Genomic DNA, 16134 nt, shown 5'->3' with positions numbered 1-16134 from the left:
GGCCCTAAGGGATGAGAAACGCTTTGCTTAACCATACTTTACTGAGCATAACACTGCTTTTTTGCTGCATTTTTAGCACGTCGAGTATGGCAAGTAACCGCTATTATGCAGATAATACGTTAGAGCCAACCCAAGGCTTTGCGTGGGATTGGAGTGCTGGTGCGGGCTTTTATATTGAAGATTCTTACCTTGTCGGCATTGAGTCTTACGATAAAGGCGTTGAGCTCGACTTAAGTCTTGCTGTTTCCTACGATAAATTTTATCTTGATTTCGATCACAATCAACTCAGTGGCGGCCTTGTAATAGGCTACAGTCTTATAGATAAATTTGATTGGGGCCTAGATATATTAGGCACAAATACTCAAGCTGGATTTGACGAAAAAGGCCTCGGATTTTATAACCATGGTGTTATAAAAGAACTCCAAGGTATAAAAAAACGTAATTACGACTTTGACGTCGGCCTTCGACTTTCTCGTCGATTTGAAAATTCTCAATTCTCTTTTGAATACCTTCATGATGTATCTGGCGCGCACAATGGCTGGGTTATAAACAGCTTTTTTAGTCACATTTTACCATGGCGAAACTGGGAGTTTAGATCTGGTGTTGGTTTAAGCGCCTACTCTGCTGACTTTACCAATTATTACTTTGGCATTGATAGCGATGAAGCCACCAGCCTTCGCCCGATTTATAGCAGCAATGCCAGTACTAGTATTATTTTTGAGTTCCATGCTGAGTACCCAATAAGCCAAGATTGGGTGTTTTTATCCGGCTGGCTTACCACATGGTTTTCAAAAGAGATTGACGACAGTCCAATTATTTCCCAAGGATATCAACACAAAGCCAAGGTAGGCCTACGTTATGTATTTTAGATGGATCTGTGTATTACTGATCTTCCCCAGTACTTTTACTGTTAAAGCTCAGGAACCTCCTGAAGCACTCATAGCAGTTCCCGATACCTGCGTTGCATTGCGCGAAGGGCGAAATTGCTATGCTGACGTTACGCTAACGTGGGAGCAACCTATCATTGGTAATTACTGCCTACGTGACGCCACCTCAAAGTACATAATGCAATGTTGGCTCAAGCAACAGAGCGGTACTTTTAATTATGCATTTGATTCACAGCAAAGTATTTCATTTGAACTATTTGACAGCAATACCTCTAAAATAATTAGTATTGCCGAAGTAAAGCTTCAATGGGTATATCAAAACAGGCAAAAAAAGCGCCGCTGGCGACTATTTTAATACCAATCGCATTAAGGATATTTTCATGGATAACTATGGCACTATTTTACTCGTTGAAGACGATGTATCACTTGCTCAATGGGTTGCTGAATATTTAACAGAGCAAGGCTACACAACGCATGTTTGTCACAGAGGTGACGAAGTAATTAGCCAAGTCAAAACGTTAAATCCAAATATCGTGCTCCTTGATATTATGCTTCCAGGGCAAGATGGTATAAGCGTGTGTAGAGAACTTCGTAGTTTTTATAATTCGCCCATTATAATGCTCACCGCACGCGATGAAGAAATGGATGAGGTCATTGGTCTAGAAGTAGGTGCAAGCGACTACATAATGAAACCTGTACGCCCTCGTGCATTGCTAGCGCGTATAAAAGCAGCCCTTCGCCAAAATAATGAGCCAAATACTCCACACGTTAACGAGAGTGTTATTAATGTTGGTGCGCTTAGTATTGATACCGAATCTAGAAATGTAAAACTCAACGAGCAAGACGTAAACATATCAAGTGCTGAGTATTTACTGCTTCATTACCTTGCGAGCAATGCAGGCCAAGTGGTCTCGCGTGACGCTGTATTTAAAGCAACCAAAGGCAGAGAATACGATGGGCTTGATAGAAGTGTTGATGTACTTATTTCTGCACTTCGTAAAAAGTTTAATGATGATCCACAAAACCCTGAAAAAATTAAAACTATTTGGGGCCGTGGATATTTACTTGTTTCTACTGCGTGGTAATAAAGTGATGAATAAATAAATGAAAAAGTTTTATATATCGCTTCTAGGCAGTGCACTTTTATCTATTGTGGTATTGGGCTGGCTTATTGATGCTTTTAGTCAACAAGCGCATACCCCACAGGATGAATTTAGTCAGCAAAGTAAAATGATCATGGGTTTTAGCAAGCAGTTAGCTAACATACCCACATCTGAGCGCAGCGATTATGTAAAACAACTGGCGCTAGAGTTTGATGTTTTAATTGATTACAAACCTAATGAATCACTTGCTTTACCGCCTTCTTTATTATTACAAATGCACACGCCGGGTGGGCTGATTTTAGAAGATCAGCAAGGCTTTTATATGCTTTATAGCAGCGCTGTTTTAAATCCTTTTCACTTATCAATGCGTTTAGATAAAATTTTTGATAGCGAGCAACATAACGACATTATATTAACCTTACTCTTTTACGCAGGCCTATGTGTATTTATGGGGTTTATTATTGCGCCCTTAGCTAAACGATTAACCGTGTTAAATGAAGCCGCTAAAAAGTTTGCCTCTGGTAATGTTAAAGCCCGAATAAAAGTATCGCATTTTACTTACATAAAAGACGTAGAGCTTACCTTTAACCGCATGGCCAGCCAAATAGAGAAGCTTGTCGCCGAGAACAAGCTAATGGCCTCAAGTTTATCTCATGATATACGCACCCCTATCGCGTGCCTGCGATTTGGTTTAGATGCGGCATTAGATAGCCATGATGAGCAAAAAGTAAAACAGTATTTAACCCGTATGGAAAATGATTTAGACCATATGGAATCGATGCTTAGTAGCTATTTAGCATTTGCGACTTTAGAGCAAAATGCTAATAAGCTGACCTATTCATCAACAAACATTAAGTCCTACCTTGAAGATATTTTAGTGCAACTTGCACCTAAGCTTGAAATGCAAATGCTCAACGTACAACTCAATAGTACCGATAAAATAATAAATGCAGATCTTCACTGGCTTGCTCGCGCAATTACTAATTTATTAACTAACGCATGTGATTTTGCAAGCCAACATATTTACTTAAGCGCAAAGTTACACGAGCAACAGCTTATAATAACGGTAGAAGATGACGGCCCGGGTATCGCTCGAGAAAATTTTAGTAATGTATTTAGCCCATTTTTTAGGGAAGAAGATCACCGTAACAGAGCTGATAAAAGTTACGGCCTTGGTCTAGCTATTGTTGAAAAAGTAGCCGACTGGCATCATGGCAGTGTTAAAGTAAGTAAAAGTACCCAGCTAGGTGGTGCGTGTTTTACTCTCACTATTGCACAGCATCATAATTCGTAAAGCAATAGTTACAGACTGTAATTAACAATTATTAAACAAAATCAACTCGTTATTTTAAACGACTCGATAACAACAATTAAAATCGATGGTTATAACACACACTTTACTTATTAAATTGTGCTAGATCAGCAAATAAGCACTTTTTATTTTTTAACATTTCCAGTAGATTGTCACCGCCGTCACACAATAGAGAAGTACAATAATATGAGCGCAGTTAGAGGCGAGTTCAGCTCTCGCTTTGGTTTTATTATGGCCGCCGCGGGTTCTGCCGTTGGTTTGGGCAATATTTGGGGATTCCCTACACAAACAGCAAGTAATGGCGGTGCTGCATTTTTAGTCGCATATTTAGTGCTTGCGTTCTTTTTAGCCTACCCCGCTTTAATGGCTGAACTTATGATTGGTCGTCACGGCCAAGCAAACGCGGTTTCATCACTTCAAAAAATATCTAATAAGCCATGGCAAAAACACTTTGCCTTTATTGTTGGTTTTGGCGGTATTTTATGTGCTGGCTTTATATTAAGTTTTTACGCGATTGTTGCCGGTTGGATGCTCAGCGCTACAGCTGAACCCATAGCTACTCTTGTCGGTGCCGACACAGCATCGACATGGTTAAGTGAGCAATCACTTACCCGAAACATCATATTCACTCTCATCTTTATCGTACTAACTGTCGCTATTATCAGTAGAGGCGTTGAGAACGGTATTGAAAAATGGTCAAAACGTTTAATGCCCGCTCTTTTGGGGATTTTATTTGCACTTATTACTTATGTAATGACCCAAGATGGCGCAATGGAGGGTTTAAAGGCTTACTTAGTTCCTGATTTTTCGTCTATTTTTGACGCAAAACTATTAGTTAGCGCACTAGGACAAGCTTTTTTCTCTTTATCGCTAGGTACTAGCGTAATGATTATTTACGGCTCGTACATTAGCAAAAAAGAAAATCTTGTTTCTTTAGGTGCCTATGTAACCCTTATTGATGTATTTATAGCCTTTGTAGCGGGTTTACTGATTATTCCGGCGATGTATGTAGCGCAAGCTCAAGGCGTTGAAATATTCTCGGCCTCAACAGGTAAATTACTCTCTGAAGATACGTTAGTATTTCAGGTACTCCCTGCTTTATTTGATGGAATGGGCGAAGTTGGCTTATTTGTGGGCTTTTCATTTTTTGCGTTAATGAGTATTGCCGCTTTAACGTCATCTATTTCAATGTTAGAGGCGCCAGTATCATACACTGTAGAACGCTTTGGGATGAAACGCGTTCAGGCAACCTGGTTGATTGGAGCTTTAATTGCTATCGTTAGCATTATAATTGTGTGTAACCTTAGCAGCTTATTTGGCTTAGTGATTACTTTAACTACAAAAGTAGCTCAACCTTTGCTTGGCCTGATGTGTTGTATATTTGTAGGCTGGATTTGGTACAGAAGCTCATTACTTAAAGCAATTAAAGAAGGTAATCCTGAGGTCCATAACACATTGTTTTGGAAAATATGGCCTTGGTATACCAAGTTTGTGTGTCCACTTGCTATTGGTATGGTGTTTTTACACTCACTCTTGAGCTAAATAATACCTTAACCTTAAAATAGTCTTAAATTAAAATAGCCCACATTAGTGGGCTTTTTTATAGCTGCTTAAATTGGATTTATTTAGTGAGTTTTAAAATCATATCTTGATGAGGTATACCGTCTTCTAAATATTCACTTTTATAATCCTCAAAGCCAAAAGAGCGGTAAAAATCAAGTAAGTAAGTTTGTGCACCTATATAAATATCTCGCTCAGGCCATTGTGCTTTGCAGCAGTCTATAGCTTTAGTAATAAGTAAAGTAGCATACCCATTACCACGCGCTCCTTCACTCACTAGCACGCGACCTATTGCGCTGTATTGCTCACTTTTGTCATAACAACGCGCATAAGTTTGTAGTTGCTCATTATCCAATGTATATAAATGCTGTGTATTTAAAGCAATATCTACATCATCAAGTTCAGGGTAAGGACATTTTTGCTCTACAACAAACACATCAACCCGCCCACGCATAATAATAAAAAGAGTCTGTGTATCAAGAGCGTCAAACTGCTCACATTTAAACTGCATATTAAATCCTATAAGCAAAAAACCCAGCTTAGGCTGGGTTTATTAAAATCACTCGCTAGCTTAGTTAGCTTATCTAAGTAAATAAGCGCTCTAGCTGATCACACAACTGCGATAGATTCACATGATCGTGCTCTATGGTCAAATCTACATAACCATCGCCTTTAAAGGCTCTGTCTAGCTCTATAAGCACATGTGTTTTATGTGCCTCTGGTACAAACGATAATTCAATCTCCTGAATGCCAAATAAGCTGCGGCTATTAGGTTTATACTCAAGTTCTTGGTAACACCCAGATAATGACTGAAAAGTTGAAGCCCGTAAGTGGCCTTTTTCTACGTCAGCTTTCATTAAACTAAAACCTAACTTTTCCATCGCTTGCATACACGTTTTAACCGCTTCATTAGGGTAAATGTGTAAATGGTCTTTATCTGTTGGGTCAAGTGCTAAGTCTATATCTAGGCCTGTTTCTAGCCATACATGTGATTGATTATAACCTGCATTAATTTCTGTAATAGGTGTTTCAGAATGAAGACGTGCTTCAAAAGGGATGTTTTTAACTTCGCCTGGCTCAATTGTACCAATATCTGTAATTCGCCATTGCTCAATTACATGATTAGTAAAATAATCGCCATCATCACCCGCAACTTTAACACGAGTCATTAATAATAAATCTAAGCCTGCGATATCTTGGCTAACATCCCCTGCTGTGATAACTATTTGTGCGTTAAAAAGTTGACCTGGTTGTAGGTGTTCAGTTTCTAAAATAGTGTCTACTTTTGCAGCACCAATACCTACCGACGCTAAAATCTTTTTAAACATATCTCTCTCCTTAAGCTGAGCTGCTCTATTATTTGCTCTGGCTTAAACTTCTTCGTTATCGCATCTTAACCATATTTAAAAGCTAATGTCAGTGAAAAAATGTTATTTACATACTATTTACGATTAAATAAGTGTTTAATGCGTATTTTTCATACGCAGCAAGGCAAGTAATTGATTAGACGCGTTCATTTTTAGGTCTATTATATTTTCAATGGCATAAATTTTTCGTTACACTGCAACACCAAATGAAGTGATATTAAGAATTATGGAACTAATCTATTTTGCTGCCGCGTTTGTTTGTGGTTTTGCCGTTTATCAATTAAAACTACCTCCTCTTATTGGATTTTTATTAGCAGGCTTTGCTTTAAATTTATCGGGATATAAAAGTACAGAGTTGCTCGATACAATTGCAGCACTTGGCGTAACCCTTCTTCTTTTTAGTATTGGCTTGAAACTTAAAGTTAACAGTTTAATTAAACCTCAAGTTTGGGCACCTGCAACATTGCATATCATTTTTAGCAGTGCGTTATTTAGTGGTTTTATGCTGTTACTTGGCGTATTCGCTATTCCACTATTTGTTGATTTAAGTTGGCAAAGTGCTTTATTAGTTGGGTTTGCGCTTAGCTTTTCAAGTACTGTATTTGCAGTAAAAGTGCTTGAAGAACGCGGGGAAATGGCAAGCTTACACGGTAAAATAGCCATTGGTATATTGGTAATGCAAGATATCTTTGCTGTTATCTTTTTAGCTATTAGCACCGGCAAAGTCCCAAATTTATGGGCAATTGCACTAATAATTGCTTTGCCTTTATTACGACCTGTAATGTATGGCGTGTTGAACCGATCTAAACATGGTGAACTATTACCATTGTTTGGTTTTTTCTTTGCTCTAGTTGCTGGTTATCATGCATTTGAATTTGCAGGCCTAAAAGGCGATTTAGGTGCATTAATAATAGGAATGATGTTTGCCCCTCACAAAAAGGCAGGCGAGCTATCAAAATCCCTACTTAATTTAAAGGACATATTGCTAGTTGGCTTTTTCTTAAGTATTGGTTTGAGCGCAGAGCTAACCACTAACTCCTTGATTGTTGCTATTATACTTATTTTAGTATTACCCGTTAAAATAGCGCTTTATTATGTGTTCACTAATATATTTAAACTACGCGCGCGTACATCATTACTTACTGCTTTTAGCTTATCTAACTACAGTGAGTTTGGTTTAATTGTATGTGCAGTGGCTGCAACTACAGGCATGATCACCTCTGAGTGGCTAGCTGTAATGGCAATTGCTGTTTCTATTACCTTTATAATTGCCTCCCCATTAAATAAACGTTCAAACGAGTTGTACGTAAAAATAGAGCACTGGTTATTAAAGTTCGAAAGCAAAACTCGTTTAGCTGAAGAGCTACCTGTTAACCTTAACGATACTAGAATAGTCATTTTTGGTATGGGACGGATTGGTACTGGTGCTTATGAGACTATCAACGCGACTCACCCAAATGTTGTTGCAGGTATAGATATAAAACCTGAGGTGGTAGATAAGCACGTAAACAGAGGCCGCAACGTCTTAATTGCTGATGCAACCGACCCTGACTTTTGGCAACGAGTAAATCACTCGCAAGTAGAAATGGTTATGCTTGCAATGCCAAAGCATATGCAAAATATCTTTGCTCTAGAGCAGCTACAAGCCTCTGGTTATAAAGGCCAAGTAACAGCTATTGCAAACTACCCTGATCAACAAAAAGAACTAGAAGAAATGGGTGTTCATTCTACTTATAACTTTTACCTAGAAGCCGGTAGTGGTTTTGCAGAGCACGTTAAACAAGAGCTATTTAACGAATAATTACTTTTTATAACGTCTATAAATAACAAGGCCTTAATCAGTTAAGGCTTTGTTATTACTTTTTAAATAAAAAGCAATTCTATTTACATTCCTTTACAAGCCAATTCACCACAACAATGAAAAACAGGTAGACTAACTGTGTTGGTTAAATAAGAACCCATGTTCTAATAATAACTTAATTAGATCCCAGCTAATTAAAGTTCAACTAGGTTTATATCAATCAACATAAAATTATTAAATCAGAGGGCCTACTCCCTCGCAAAATAGGCTGTTTCTTGCCCGTCACAGCCTATTTTATATCTCTAAAATCCCTTACACTTACGCATACTTTAAATACATAAGTAGTTTTTATGGATCCAAAACAACTAAAAATAGCTATTAATACCATAATGCCGTTTGGAAAATATGCAGGACGGCCATTGCTTTTACTGCCAGAGCCTTATTTAGTCTGGTTTAATCAGCAAGGGTTTCCTGACTCAAAACTAGGTAGTCAACTTGCGATGATGTATGAGGTAAAACTAAATGGCCTTGAGCAAATGTTAATGCCATTACTTGAAAAAAATAAAAATAGTTGAGAACTTTTTCAAGTACTTGCGGTCTATTATATTGCTACTTGTTGATTTTGGTTTTTAACCGCAAAAAAAGCGCCTTTAGGCGCTTTTTTTATGTCTTTAATTTGAGGGGTAGATATACAATAAATTTAGCACCACCTAAGCTTGAGCTTTCTGCTTTACACTCTCCTTGGTGCCACGACACAATTTTAGCAACTATAGCGAGTCCTAAACCAAAACCACCGGTATCCTTGCCTCTACTTTTATCTAGTCGAGTAAAAGGTTTAAATACATTTTCTCGCTCAGCGGGAGCTATCCCCTCACCATCATCTTCAACAATCAATACGATGTGTTTTGTCTCTTGTAGCAACGAAATTTTAACTTGTTTATGAGTGTATTTGAGCGCATTGCCAATTAAATTTTGAAATACTCGCGCCATAAAGTGACTATCACAGTAATAATTTAAATGCTCAGGGAGGTTTACAGAGAGCGTTGTTCGGGCTTCAAAGTTTAGCTTTTCAACAGTTGTTTTTACCAGCCCAGCTAAGTCACAGTTTATTGGCTGTAAACTAGGTTGTTGAGAGTCTAATCGCGCGTATTCAAGCATTTCAGAAACTAGTGACTCAAGCTCGCTAATGTCTGTTTGCATATTTGTTAGGTATTTATCACCTTTTTCGTCAAGCATTTGTTCTTGCAGCATTACTATTGCAAACTTTAAACGTGCTAGTGGTGTTCTAAACTCATGCGACACCGATGAGGTAAGTTCTTGCTGCGCACTAAGTAAAAACTCAATACGTTGCTGCATTACCTTTAATGTATCAGTAATAGGTAAAAAGAAAGACTTAGAAGAGTCGTTTAGTTGAAAGTCTTGCAAACCCTCTACCGCTTCACACGCTTTACGTAGCTTTGCAAAGTCGCGCCATAGTAAAAAGCTCCACAGCCCAACAGGTATACCTACAATAATAAGTAGTAATAAATACGGCCAAACAGAAGATGATTCCTGCGTTAATACACCTACCGGTCCTACTTGAAGTAATGAATCATTACCGAGATCTACATACCAAACAATGCGTTGTTGCTTATCGTATAAGTATAAGTAGTGGTTTTGGTTGAGCTGCGATTGTTGTTTTTGAGGGAGTATTAAATCACGTCGTTCAATCACTTTACTTTCAAAGTTGTGCTTTAACTTTTTAAGACCATTTGAAGTTTGTGAGAGCAACCAGAGTGATTGCCCAAACTCATCATCTAAGAAGACCTGCTGTTGCGACTCTTCGTAAGGCCACAATTGCTCTATAACACCGCTCACTACAAACAAAGAAACGATGATATATAAATATAAGCTGGTAAACAGTTTTCCCATTAAAGCCGACTAACCTTAAATAGTTCTAAAGATCCCATGCATCAGAAACAAATAAGTAGCCTTGTCCCCATACAGTTTTTATACGATATGGCTTATCGCTGTTGTCGCCTAATTTTTTACGAATTCGTGATACGCGTACATCCACCGTTCTATCAAGTCCATCGTATTGGCGACCAATCATATGTTGGTGCACATGTTCTCGACTTAGTACTTCACCCGCATTTGACGCTAATAGCCATAATAACTCAAACTCGTGCGAAGTTAATACAATCTCCGAATCACTTAGTTTTACAATACGACTTGTTTTATCAATGACTAAATCACCAAACTGGAGCTCTTCGCTTGATTTTACCATGGGTTGTCCACGACGCAGTAATGCATTAATTCGCGCTAGTAATACACGTGGCTCTGCTGGTTTTATTACATAATCATCAGCGCCAAGCTCTAAGCCAAGTACTTGGTCGAAGTCTTCACCTTTAGCAGTCAACATTAAAATTGGTAGAGTAAATTTATCTCTTACTTGGCGGCAAACGCTAAAGCCATCTTTACCTGGCAGCATAACGTCTAAAATCATTAAATCGGGTGTATTGTTTTCTAGGTAATTAAACACTTCGTCACCACGGTCTAATACTTCGACTTCAAGGCCATTATGTTCAAGGTAATCTTTTGTTAGTTGTTGTAAACCGAGATCATCTTCAACAAGTAAAATTTTTGGCATTAGTTGCTCCTAAATTAAAAAAAGCTCCACGGAGAGCGAAGCCTACGCCTATTTTTTTTAGCATGGGCGCTTTGTACTTCAACCTGTGTTTTTGCTATTAACACACCCGTATGAGGATTGATTAAGGAGTATATGGTCTCCACCTGAACACGCGCTTTATAATTAAATTGCCCAGAAAGTTGTTGCTCCCAGCATTGAAGCCGTTGCTCTTGCTGATACAAACAGACATCACTGTAGGTGTTTAATTGCCATTTAAATTGTAAATCAAGATCGCAAAAACCCTGCTGTTCAGAGACAACGCAGACTTTTGGAGAAACGCTAAAAAAAGAGGTTTGTGCCACACTAAAACCACTAAAAAAAGTGGTAATAAAGACAACTAATATTGAATACTTCATATTAAAAAGTACGATCGAATCCTATAAATGCAGTCATTGAATAAGTACGTTCGAAGAGCGGACTGCCATCCATAGCCGAATAGTCGTAATATGCTACATGAAAACGAAGAGAGTCAGCCTTACTCAGTGGCCAACGGGCGTCGATTTTAGCATAAGGTTGCCAACTACTACCAACGTCTATTTTGCCAAATTGAGTTTCACCCTCATTAAGTCCATAAAAATAGCTATTTAGTTCCGCAGATTTATAGTTTATTCCAAGTGTTGGCTTTATTTTGAGCTTTCCTAGCACAGTATGATACTGCCACTGTAATGCTGCGCGTACACCTCGATAAACATCGGTTATATCATGCAGAGCCTGAACCGAAAAAACATGGTCTTCATTTACATAGTGATATGCAATACCCGCATCCAGTGCAATTTGCCGTTTATGTAAATTATCAATATCAACATAGCGAGAGGACGAGGCTTCATCTTGCATTACGAACTGATTGTTGAGGGCACTACTTTGTAGTGTAAATACATTTTTAGGGTGCCAGTCTATAAAAAAGCGAGACTCAGAGTTGAGTTCACCAACTAGATTAAAGTGATGCTTAGGGGTTTGCAAAAATGAATAACCAATACGGCCATTATCAAAAAACCACTGCTCTGCATAAAACGCAACTTGAGGAATAAGCACGAGCGGAATATTATCTCCACCATGCAAAGGGTTGGTTATAACTCCAGCCCCCACGCTTAAACTCAAATGCAGACGATCGGTTGTTATATCTTGCTCTGTATAATCGTCAGCATGCTTGCTTGCCTGTGTTGCTTGCACCGAAAAGCAAATAAACAAAGTGCTAAAACATAGAGCTGTTAATAATGAGAAGGCATACCGCATCAGCGTAAATCAAAGTATCAAAATAAGTGAGTTCCCCATACTAGCAAGGTCTTTTTAAACTAGCTCTAGCTGGTTACAATTACTCACAATTTGTATACAAAAATGTTAACTTTATGCTTTTCGGACTATTTATCTTTCAAGGTAGTTGTGTCTAAGGATTGTACTTTGAGTTGCTTGTGTAGTTTTTGACTAATAGTACTTTAAGATACTTTGAAAATGAGGCACAACGTAGCAAATGCAATTATTCAAATAAAAAAATTACTAAGAGCTAACTCGCTACAGCTCTATTGGGTTTTACCTGCTTATTTACCAAAACTGAAGTTGAATTAAATCGCCCTGAATTGAGCGGTTTAAACCCAAATAAATCAAAAACCTCTGGTACTTATTAAATATCAGGGGCTATTTCTATACGATTTCGTCCATGTGTTTTGGCAATGTATAAGGCTCTATCTGCACGCTCAACTAAAACAGAACTATTTGTAAATGGTCGTAAAATTGCTAAGCCAAAACTTGCTGAAATAGCACGTTTTGCAGTTGCATCATGCTTTTTACGAATCGCCAATTTTGCTATTGCTAAACGAATACAATCTGCAAATGCTATTATATCGTTAATAGTGTCAAAGTAGGCTGTTATACAAAACTCCTCGCCACCATATCTATACACATTTGCAGCTTCAGTTGTATTCTCTCTCACTTTTTTAGCAACTAGCCTAAGCACTTCATCACCCTTTTGATGGCCAAAATCATCGTTAAAGCGCTTAAAATGATCAATATCAAACATAATGAGTACGGCAAGAGAGTCTTCTTGCGCTTGCTCTGAGTATTCGAGGCAAAAGTTTACAATATCAGAATCAAACTTACCTCGATTATAAAAACCCGTAAGCGTGTCGGTATCGGCTGCTTCCTTTGAAATATTGAGTGCTTCTTTTAAATCTTTTATTTCATTGTAGGCAACGGCTAATTTAGTCTGAAACTCCCGAGCATAATCTTGCATTGCAATAGAATCGTCGGTTAAACGCTCAACACAACCTAGTATCTCATTGTAAGAGTTTACATCAACAAGCATATTTAATTCATTTTGTGAGTCAACTAAACTCGTCGTAAAGCTTTTAGAGTGATCAAGCGTTGTGCTTATATCTTGCTGAACTTGCTCCATAGTTGTATGAAATTTTTCAGTCATTTCTTGAAAAAAAACGAGATCGTCTTGCGTTAAATGTTTATCAAAAATTTCTTTTGCTTTGTCTTGTGAACATGTTTGTTGCAGAGCAATAACATGGTCTAACTCAGCATTTAATGAAGGTTTGTTTCCTTGAATATAACAGTACCAAATTGCATAGTTGATGGGTGTAACCGGCATTCGGTATTTTACCATCAAAGGAATCGCCTTTTTTAGGCATTGAGCAGAATGAGCAAGTGATACGGCGTGGTTCATAAATAAACTCTCAAGCGTCATTGTTTTTATTATTAGCGCTCAATGTTAAGTAATAGTAAACTTATACGCAACCTATATTCATACTATTTAACTAATTTGCTTATTCTCTGCGCGCATTAAATCGCTTTTGCATCTAAAGTTTGCGCAATATTCCACAAAGCACTGATTGCAGGGTCATTTAACTCTTTCCTTAATACTGCCAAACCAATATCAAACCCATCAGGCGCTTGCATTTTTGGTGTTAGTATTTGTACTTTATCTTGCAGCGGGCTGTTATCTAGCACTATTTTAGGGACCATTGCGACACCTAATCCTAAGCTCACCATAGATACCATTGCTTCGTGCCCAGCAACCTGTGCGTAAATTTTCCCGTGAATATTATTTTTGCGCCACCAGTGTTCTAACCTTTGGCGAGAAAAACCTTGTTCTGGCACAATAAATTCTAAATCAGACCAATTAATGTCATCACTATTGTGTGTTAGTTTTTGTGTGATCGGGCATTGAATTTTTGGTCCAATTAATAAAAGTGGAGAATCCCCTATATCTACAAAAGCAATTTGCGCCGGTAACTTATTTGGCTTAGCTGCAATAGCCATTAATTCATGCCCATCTAACACACGGTTTATAGCAAGTGCAGGGTCGCCTGTATTTAATGTTATTTCTATATACTGATGCTGCGCACGAAGCTGCTCTAATATTTGATGTAAAAAACTATAAGATGCAGTAACCGAGCAATAGATACTTACTTTGCCGTAAATATGTTGTTGTGGGTCTTTCACATTCGTTTTAAAACGCTGCCAATTAGCAAGCGTTGCTGTGGCGTAATCAATAAACGACTCACCCTCACGCGTTAATTTAACACTGCGGTTATCGCGTACAAATAGTGCAACACCTACCTCTTCTTCCAAGTGTTTTATATTGCGGCTTAAAGTGGGTGCGCTTATATGACAAAGCTCGCTTGCGCGTCCAAAATGAAGTGTTTTAGCCAGTGCTAAAAAGTAGTTTAAATGTTTATGATCCATGCCAAACCCAGTATTTCATATTATGAAACACTTTAATTCAAATATATCATTTTACGCAAGCAACGATTTTACATATGGTGTTTGTAAGCGCAATAAATCTTGCGCATCTAACAAACATGACTTTATAGGACACTAACAATGGCGAATTATTTCAATACCTTACCTTTACGCGAGCAATTAGCGCAATTAGCGCAATGTGAATTTATGGACGCAGGCGAATTTGCCGATGGCGTTGACGCACTTAAAGGTAAAAAACTAGTTATTGTAGGCTGTGGCGCACAAGGTTTAAACCAAGGCTTAAACTTACGTGACTCTGGTTTAGATGTTTCTTACACATTACGTGCTTCAGCTATTTCTGAGCGTCGCCAATCATTTTTAAATGCGTCTGAAAACGGCTTTACTGTTGGTACTTATGAAGAATTAATTCCTACCGCTGACGTAGTACTTAATTTAACGCCAGATAAACAACATACCGCTGTAGTAAGTGCGATTATGCCACTTATGAAAAAAGACTCTACACTTGCTTACTCTCATGGCTTTAATATTGTTGAAGAAGGCATGCAAGTACGTGAAGACATTACCGTAATCATGGTTGCGCCTAAGTGTCCTGGTTCTGAAGTACGTGAAGAATACAAACGCGGTTTTGGTGTGCCAACTCTGATCGCAGTTCACCCAGAAAATGACCCTCAAGGTCTTGGTTTAGCACAAGCTAAAGCGTATGCAGCGGGTACGGGCGGACATCGCGCAGGTGTACTTAAATCATCATTTATTGCTGAGGTTAAGTCTGACCTAATGGGCGAACAAACCATTTTATGTGGCATGTTACAAACTGGCTCTATTTTATGTTTTGATAAAATGGTAGAAAAAGGCGTTGATGCGGGTTACGCATCAAAACTAATTCAATACGGCTGGGAAGTAATTACCGAAGCACTTAAGTATGGCGGCGTTACTAACATGCTTGACCGCCTTTCAAACCCAGCAAAAGTAAAAGCGTTTGAACTAAGTGAAGAGCTAAAACTAATTATGCGTCCGCTTTATAATAAGCATCAAGATGACATCATCGACGGCACTTTCTCACGCACTATGATGGAAGACTGGAATAACGATGACGTAAACTTACTTAAATGGCGCGCAGAAACAGCAGAAACTAACTTTGAAAAGACCCCTGCTGGCGATGTAGAAATCTCTGAACAAGAATTTTTTGATAACGGTATTTTAATGGTAGCAATGGTTAAAGCAGGTGTTGAACTTGCATTTGAAACCATGACAGCAGCCGGCATTATCGAAGAGTCAGCTTACTACGAGTCATTACACGAAACGCCATTAATCGCCAATACTATTGCGCGTAAAAAGCTTTTTGAAATGAACCGTACTATCTCTGATACTGCAGAATACGGCTGTTATTTATATAACCATGCATGTTTACCATTACTTGCTGATTTTATGAAAAACGTTGATACAGACATTATAGGTAAAGGCCTTGGCGAGCACAGTAACCAAGTTGATAACCAAACATTAATTCAAGTTAACGCTGCATTGCGCGAACACCCAGTTGAGAAAGTAGGTGCTAAATTACGTGGCTACATGTCAGCAATGAAAAAGATTGTTTAACCCTAAACAGTAAATGTTTCGCTTGTTAGAAACCAAGCCCGTATGCTTTTTGCATGTGGGCTTTTTTATGCTCATTCATAAAACTTTAATCATCCAACGCTACCTTTTATCCATCCCTTTATAGGCAATATTTAGATC

The 16134-nt window shown here is 38.3% G+C and carries 16 protein-coding genes; 8 read left to right on the top strand and 8 right to left on the bottom strand.

Annotation, left to right across the window (positions count from 1 at the left end; genetic code table 11):
* Window positions 1-11: 11 nt before the first annotated feature.
* From PARC_RS05035 to PARC_RS05015, 5 genes are all read left to right on the top strand, one after another.
* Complete coding sequence (locus PARC_RS05035) at window positions 12-869, top strand: MipA/OmpV family protein (protein ID WP_033012389.1); 858 nt, start codon at window positions 12-14, stop codon at window positions 867-869.
* Window positions 859-1242, top strand: a complete 384-nt coding sequence (locus PARC_RS05030; RefSeq protein ID WP_007586617.1) for a DUF3019 domain-containing protein — start codon at window positions 859-861, stop codon at window positions 1240-1242. The genes PARC_RS05035 and PARC_RS05030 overlap by 11 nt, the downstream gene beginning before the upstream one ends.
* 25 nt (window positions 1243-1267) lie before the next feature.
* Window positions 1268-1972 carry a response regulator gene (locus PARC_RS05025; RefSeq protein WP_010553868.1) on the top strand — a complete coding sequence of 235 codons (705 nt, stop codon included), beginning with the start codon at window positions 1268-1270 and terminating at the stop codon, window positions 1970-1972.
* A 19-nt stretch (window positions 1973-1991) separates the two neighbouring features.
* Entirely contained in the window at window positions 1992-3284 is a 1293-nt protein-coding gene (locus PARC_RS05020) for a sensor histidine kinase (protein ID WP_010553869.1), read from the top strand.
* A gap of 204 nt (window positions 3285-3488) precedes the next feature.
* Window positions 3489-4844, top strand: coding sequence for a sodium-dependent transporter (locus PARC_RS05015; protein ID WP_010553870.1), 1356 nt, complete (start codon window positions 3489-3491; stop codon window positions 4842-4844).
* A 79-nt stretch (window positions 4845-4923) separates the two neighbouring features.
* On the opposite strand, the gene PARC_RS05010 is transcribed toward PARC_RS05015, so the two are convergent.
* Together PARC_RS05010 and PARC_RS05005 are read right to left on the bottom strand one after the other, a co-directional pair.
* Window positions 4924-5373, bottom strand: a complete 450-nt coding sequence (locus PARC_RS05010; RefSeq protein ID WP_010553871.1) for a GNAT family N-acetyltransferase — start codon at window positions 5371-5373, stop codon at window positions 4924-4926.
* Between the two features lie 73 nt (window positions 5374-5446).
* Complete coding sequence (locus PARC_RS05005) at window positions 5447-6190, bottom strand: sporulation protein (RefSeq protein ID WP_007586609.1); 744 nt, start codon at window positions 6188-6190, stop codon at window positions 5447-5449.
* 265 nt (window positions 6191-6455) lie between these two features.
* On the opposite strand from PARC_RS05005, the gene PARC_RS05000 reads away from it, so the two are divergent.
* Window positions 6456-8030 carry a cation:proton antiporter domain-containing protein gene (locus tag PARC_RS05000; protein ID WP_007586608.1) on the top strand — a complete coding sequence of 525 codons (1575 nt, stop codon included), beginning with the start codon at window positions 6456-6458 and terminating at the stop codon, window positions 8028-8030.
* A gap of 350 nt (window positions 8031-8380) precedes the next feature.
* The gene (locus PARC_RS04995) at window positions 8381-8605 is read left to right on the top strand and encodes a DUF3820 family protein (protein WP_007586607.1); all 225 of its coding nucleotides are present in this window, start codon (window positions 8381-8383) and stop codon (window positions 8603-8605) included.
* An 88-nt stretch (window positions 8606-8693) separates the two neighbouring features.
* Here the strand turns inward: PARC_RS04995 and PARC_RS04990 are convergent, their stop codons facing one another.
* The 6 genes from PARC_RS04990 to ilvY form a co-directional block, all read right to left on the bottom strand.
* Complete coding sequence (locus tag PARC_RS04990; RefSeq protein ID WP_010553872.1) at window positions 8694-9941, bottom strand: ATP-binding protein; 1248 nt, start codon at window positions 9939-9941, stop codon at window positions 8694-8696.
* Window positions 9942-9966: 25 nt separating this feature from the next.
* Complete coding sequence (locus PARC_RS04985; RefSeq protein ID WP_007584133.1) at window positions 9967-10659, bottom strand: response regulator; 693 nt, start codon at window positions 10657-10659, stop codon at window positions 9967-9969.
* 14 nt (window positions 10660-10673) lie between these two features.
* Window positions 10674-11054 (bottom strand): DUF3019 domain-containing protein, encoded by a 381-nt coding sequence (locus tag PARC_RS04980; RefSeq protein WP_010553873.1) that lies wholly within the window; start codon window positions 11052-11054, stop codon window positions 10674-10676.
* Between the two features lies 1 nt (window position 11055).
* Window positions 11056-11868, bottom strand: coding sequence for a MipA/OmpV family protein (locus tag PARC_RS04975; protein ID WP_010553874.1), 813 nt, complete (start codon window positions 11866-11868; stop codon window positions 11056-11058).
* Window positions 11869-12316: 448 nt separating this feature from the next.
* Window positions 12317-13363 (bottom strand): GGDEF domain-containing protein, encoded by a 1047-nt coding sequence (locus tag PARC_RS04970; protein WP_024589919.1) that lies wholly within the window; start codon window positions 13361-13363, stop codon window positions 12317-12319.
* A 116-nt stretch (window positions 13364-13479) separates the two neighbouring features.
* Complete coding sequence (gene ilvY, locus PARC_RS04965) at window positions 13480-14385, bottom strand: HTH-type transcriptional activator IlvY (protein ID WP_010553876.1); 906 nt, start codon at window positions 14383-14385, stop codon at window positions 13480-13482.
* 138 nt (window positions 14386-14523) lie between these two features.
* Between ilvY and ilvC the strand changes: the two genes are divergently transcribed.
* On the top strand, window positions 14524-15996 hold the full coding sequence (gene ilvC, locus PARC_RS04960; RefSeq protein ID WP_010553877.1) for a ketol-acid reductoisomerase: 1473 nt from the start codon (window positions 14524-14526) through the stop codon (window positions 15994-15996).
* Window positions 15997-16134: the final 138 nt, after the last annotated feature.

Source organism: Pseudoalteromonas arctica A 37-1-2 (genome assembly GCF_000238395.3).
Lineage (GTDB): Bacteria > Pseudomonadota > Gammaproteobacteria > Enterobacterales > Alteromonadaceae > Pseudoalteromonas > Pseudoalteromonas arctica.
The sequence above is the reverse complement of the archived record's forward strand: the minus strand, read 5'-3'. Positions and strand labels throughout refer to the sequence as shown.

Bases quoted from the DNA above. Each gene is read 5' to 3' on its own strand.
- PARC_RS05035 (WP_033012389.1), top strand. From the start codon at position 12: ATGAGAAACGCTTTGCTTAACCATACTTTACTGAGCATAACACTGCTT.
- PARC_RS05030 (WP_007586617.1), top strand. From the start codon at position 859: ATGTATTTTAGATGGATCTGTGTATTACTGATCTTCCCCAGTACTTTT.
- PARC_RS05025 (WP_010553868.1), top strand. From the start codon at position 1,268: ATGGATAACTATGGCACTATTTTACTCGTTGAAGACGATGTATCACTT.
- PARC_RS05020 (WP_010553869.1), top strand. From the start codon at position 1,992: ATGAAAAAGTTTTATATATCGCTTCTAGGCAGTGCACTTTTATCTATT.
- PARC_RS05015 (WP_010553870.1), top strand. From the start codon at position 3,489: ATGAGCGCAGTTAGAGGCGAGTTCAGCTCTCGCTTTGGTTTTATTATG.
- PARC_RS05010 (WP_010553871.1), bottom strand. From the start codon at position 5,373: ATGCAGTTTAAATGTGAGCAGTTTGACGCTCTTGATACACAGACTCTT.
- PARC_RS05005 (WP_007586609.1), bottom strand. From the start codon at position 6,190: ATGTTTAAAAAGATTTTAGCGTCGGTAGGTATTGGTGCTGCAAAAGTA.
- PARC_RS05000 (WP_007586608.1), top strand. From the start codon at position 6,456: ATGGAACTAATCTATTTTGCTGCCGCGTTTGTTTGTGGTTTTGCCGTT.
- PARC_RS04995 (WP_007586607.1), top strand. From the start codon at position 8,381: ATGGATCCAAAACAACTAAAAATAGCTATTAATACCATAATGCCGTTT.
- PARC_RS04990 (WP_010553872.1), bottom strand. From the start codon at position 9,941: ATGGGAAAACTGTTTACCAGCTTATATTTATATATCATCGTTTCTTTG.
- PARC_RS04985 (WP_007584133.1), bottom strand. From the start codon at position 10,659: ATGCCAAAAATTTTACTTGTTGAAGATGATCTCGGTTTACAACAACTA.
- PARC_RS04980 (WP_010553873.1), bottom strand. From the start codon at position 11,054: ATGAAGTATTCAATATTAGTTGTCTTTATTACCACTTTTTTTAGTGGT.
- PARC_RS04970 (WP_024589919.1), bottom strand. From the start codon at position 13,363: ATGAACCACGCCGTATCACTTGCTCATTCTGCTCAATGCCTAAAAAAG.
- ilvY (WP_010553876.1), bottom strand. From the start codon at position 14,385: ATGGATCATAAACATTTAAACTACTTTTTAGCACTGGCTAAAACACTT.
- ilvC (WP_010553877.1), top strand. From the start codon at position 14,524: ATGGCGAATTATTTCAATACCTTACCTTTACGCGAGCAATTAGCGCAA.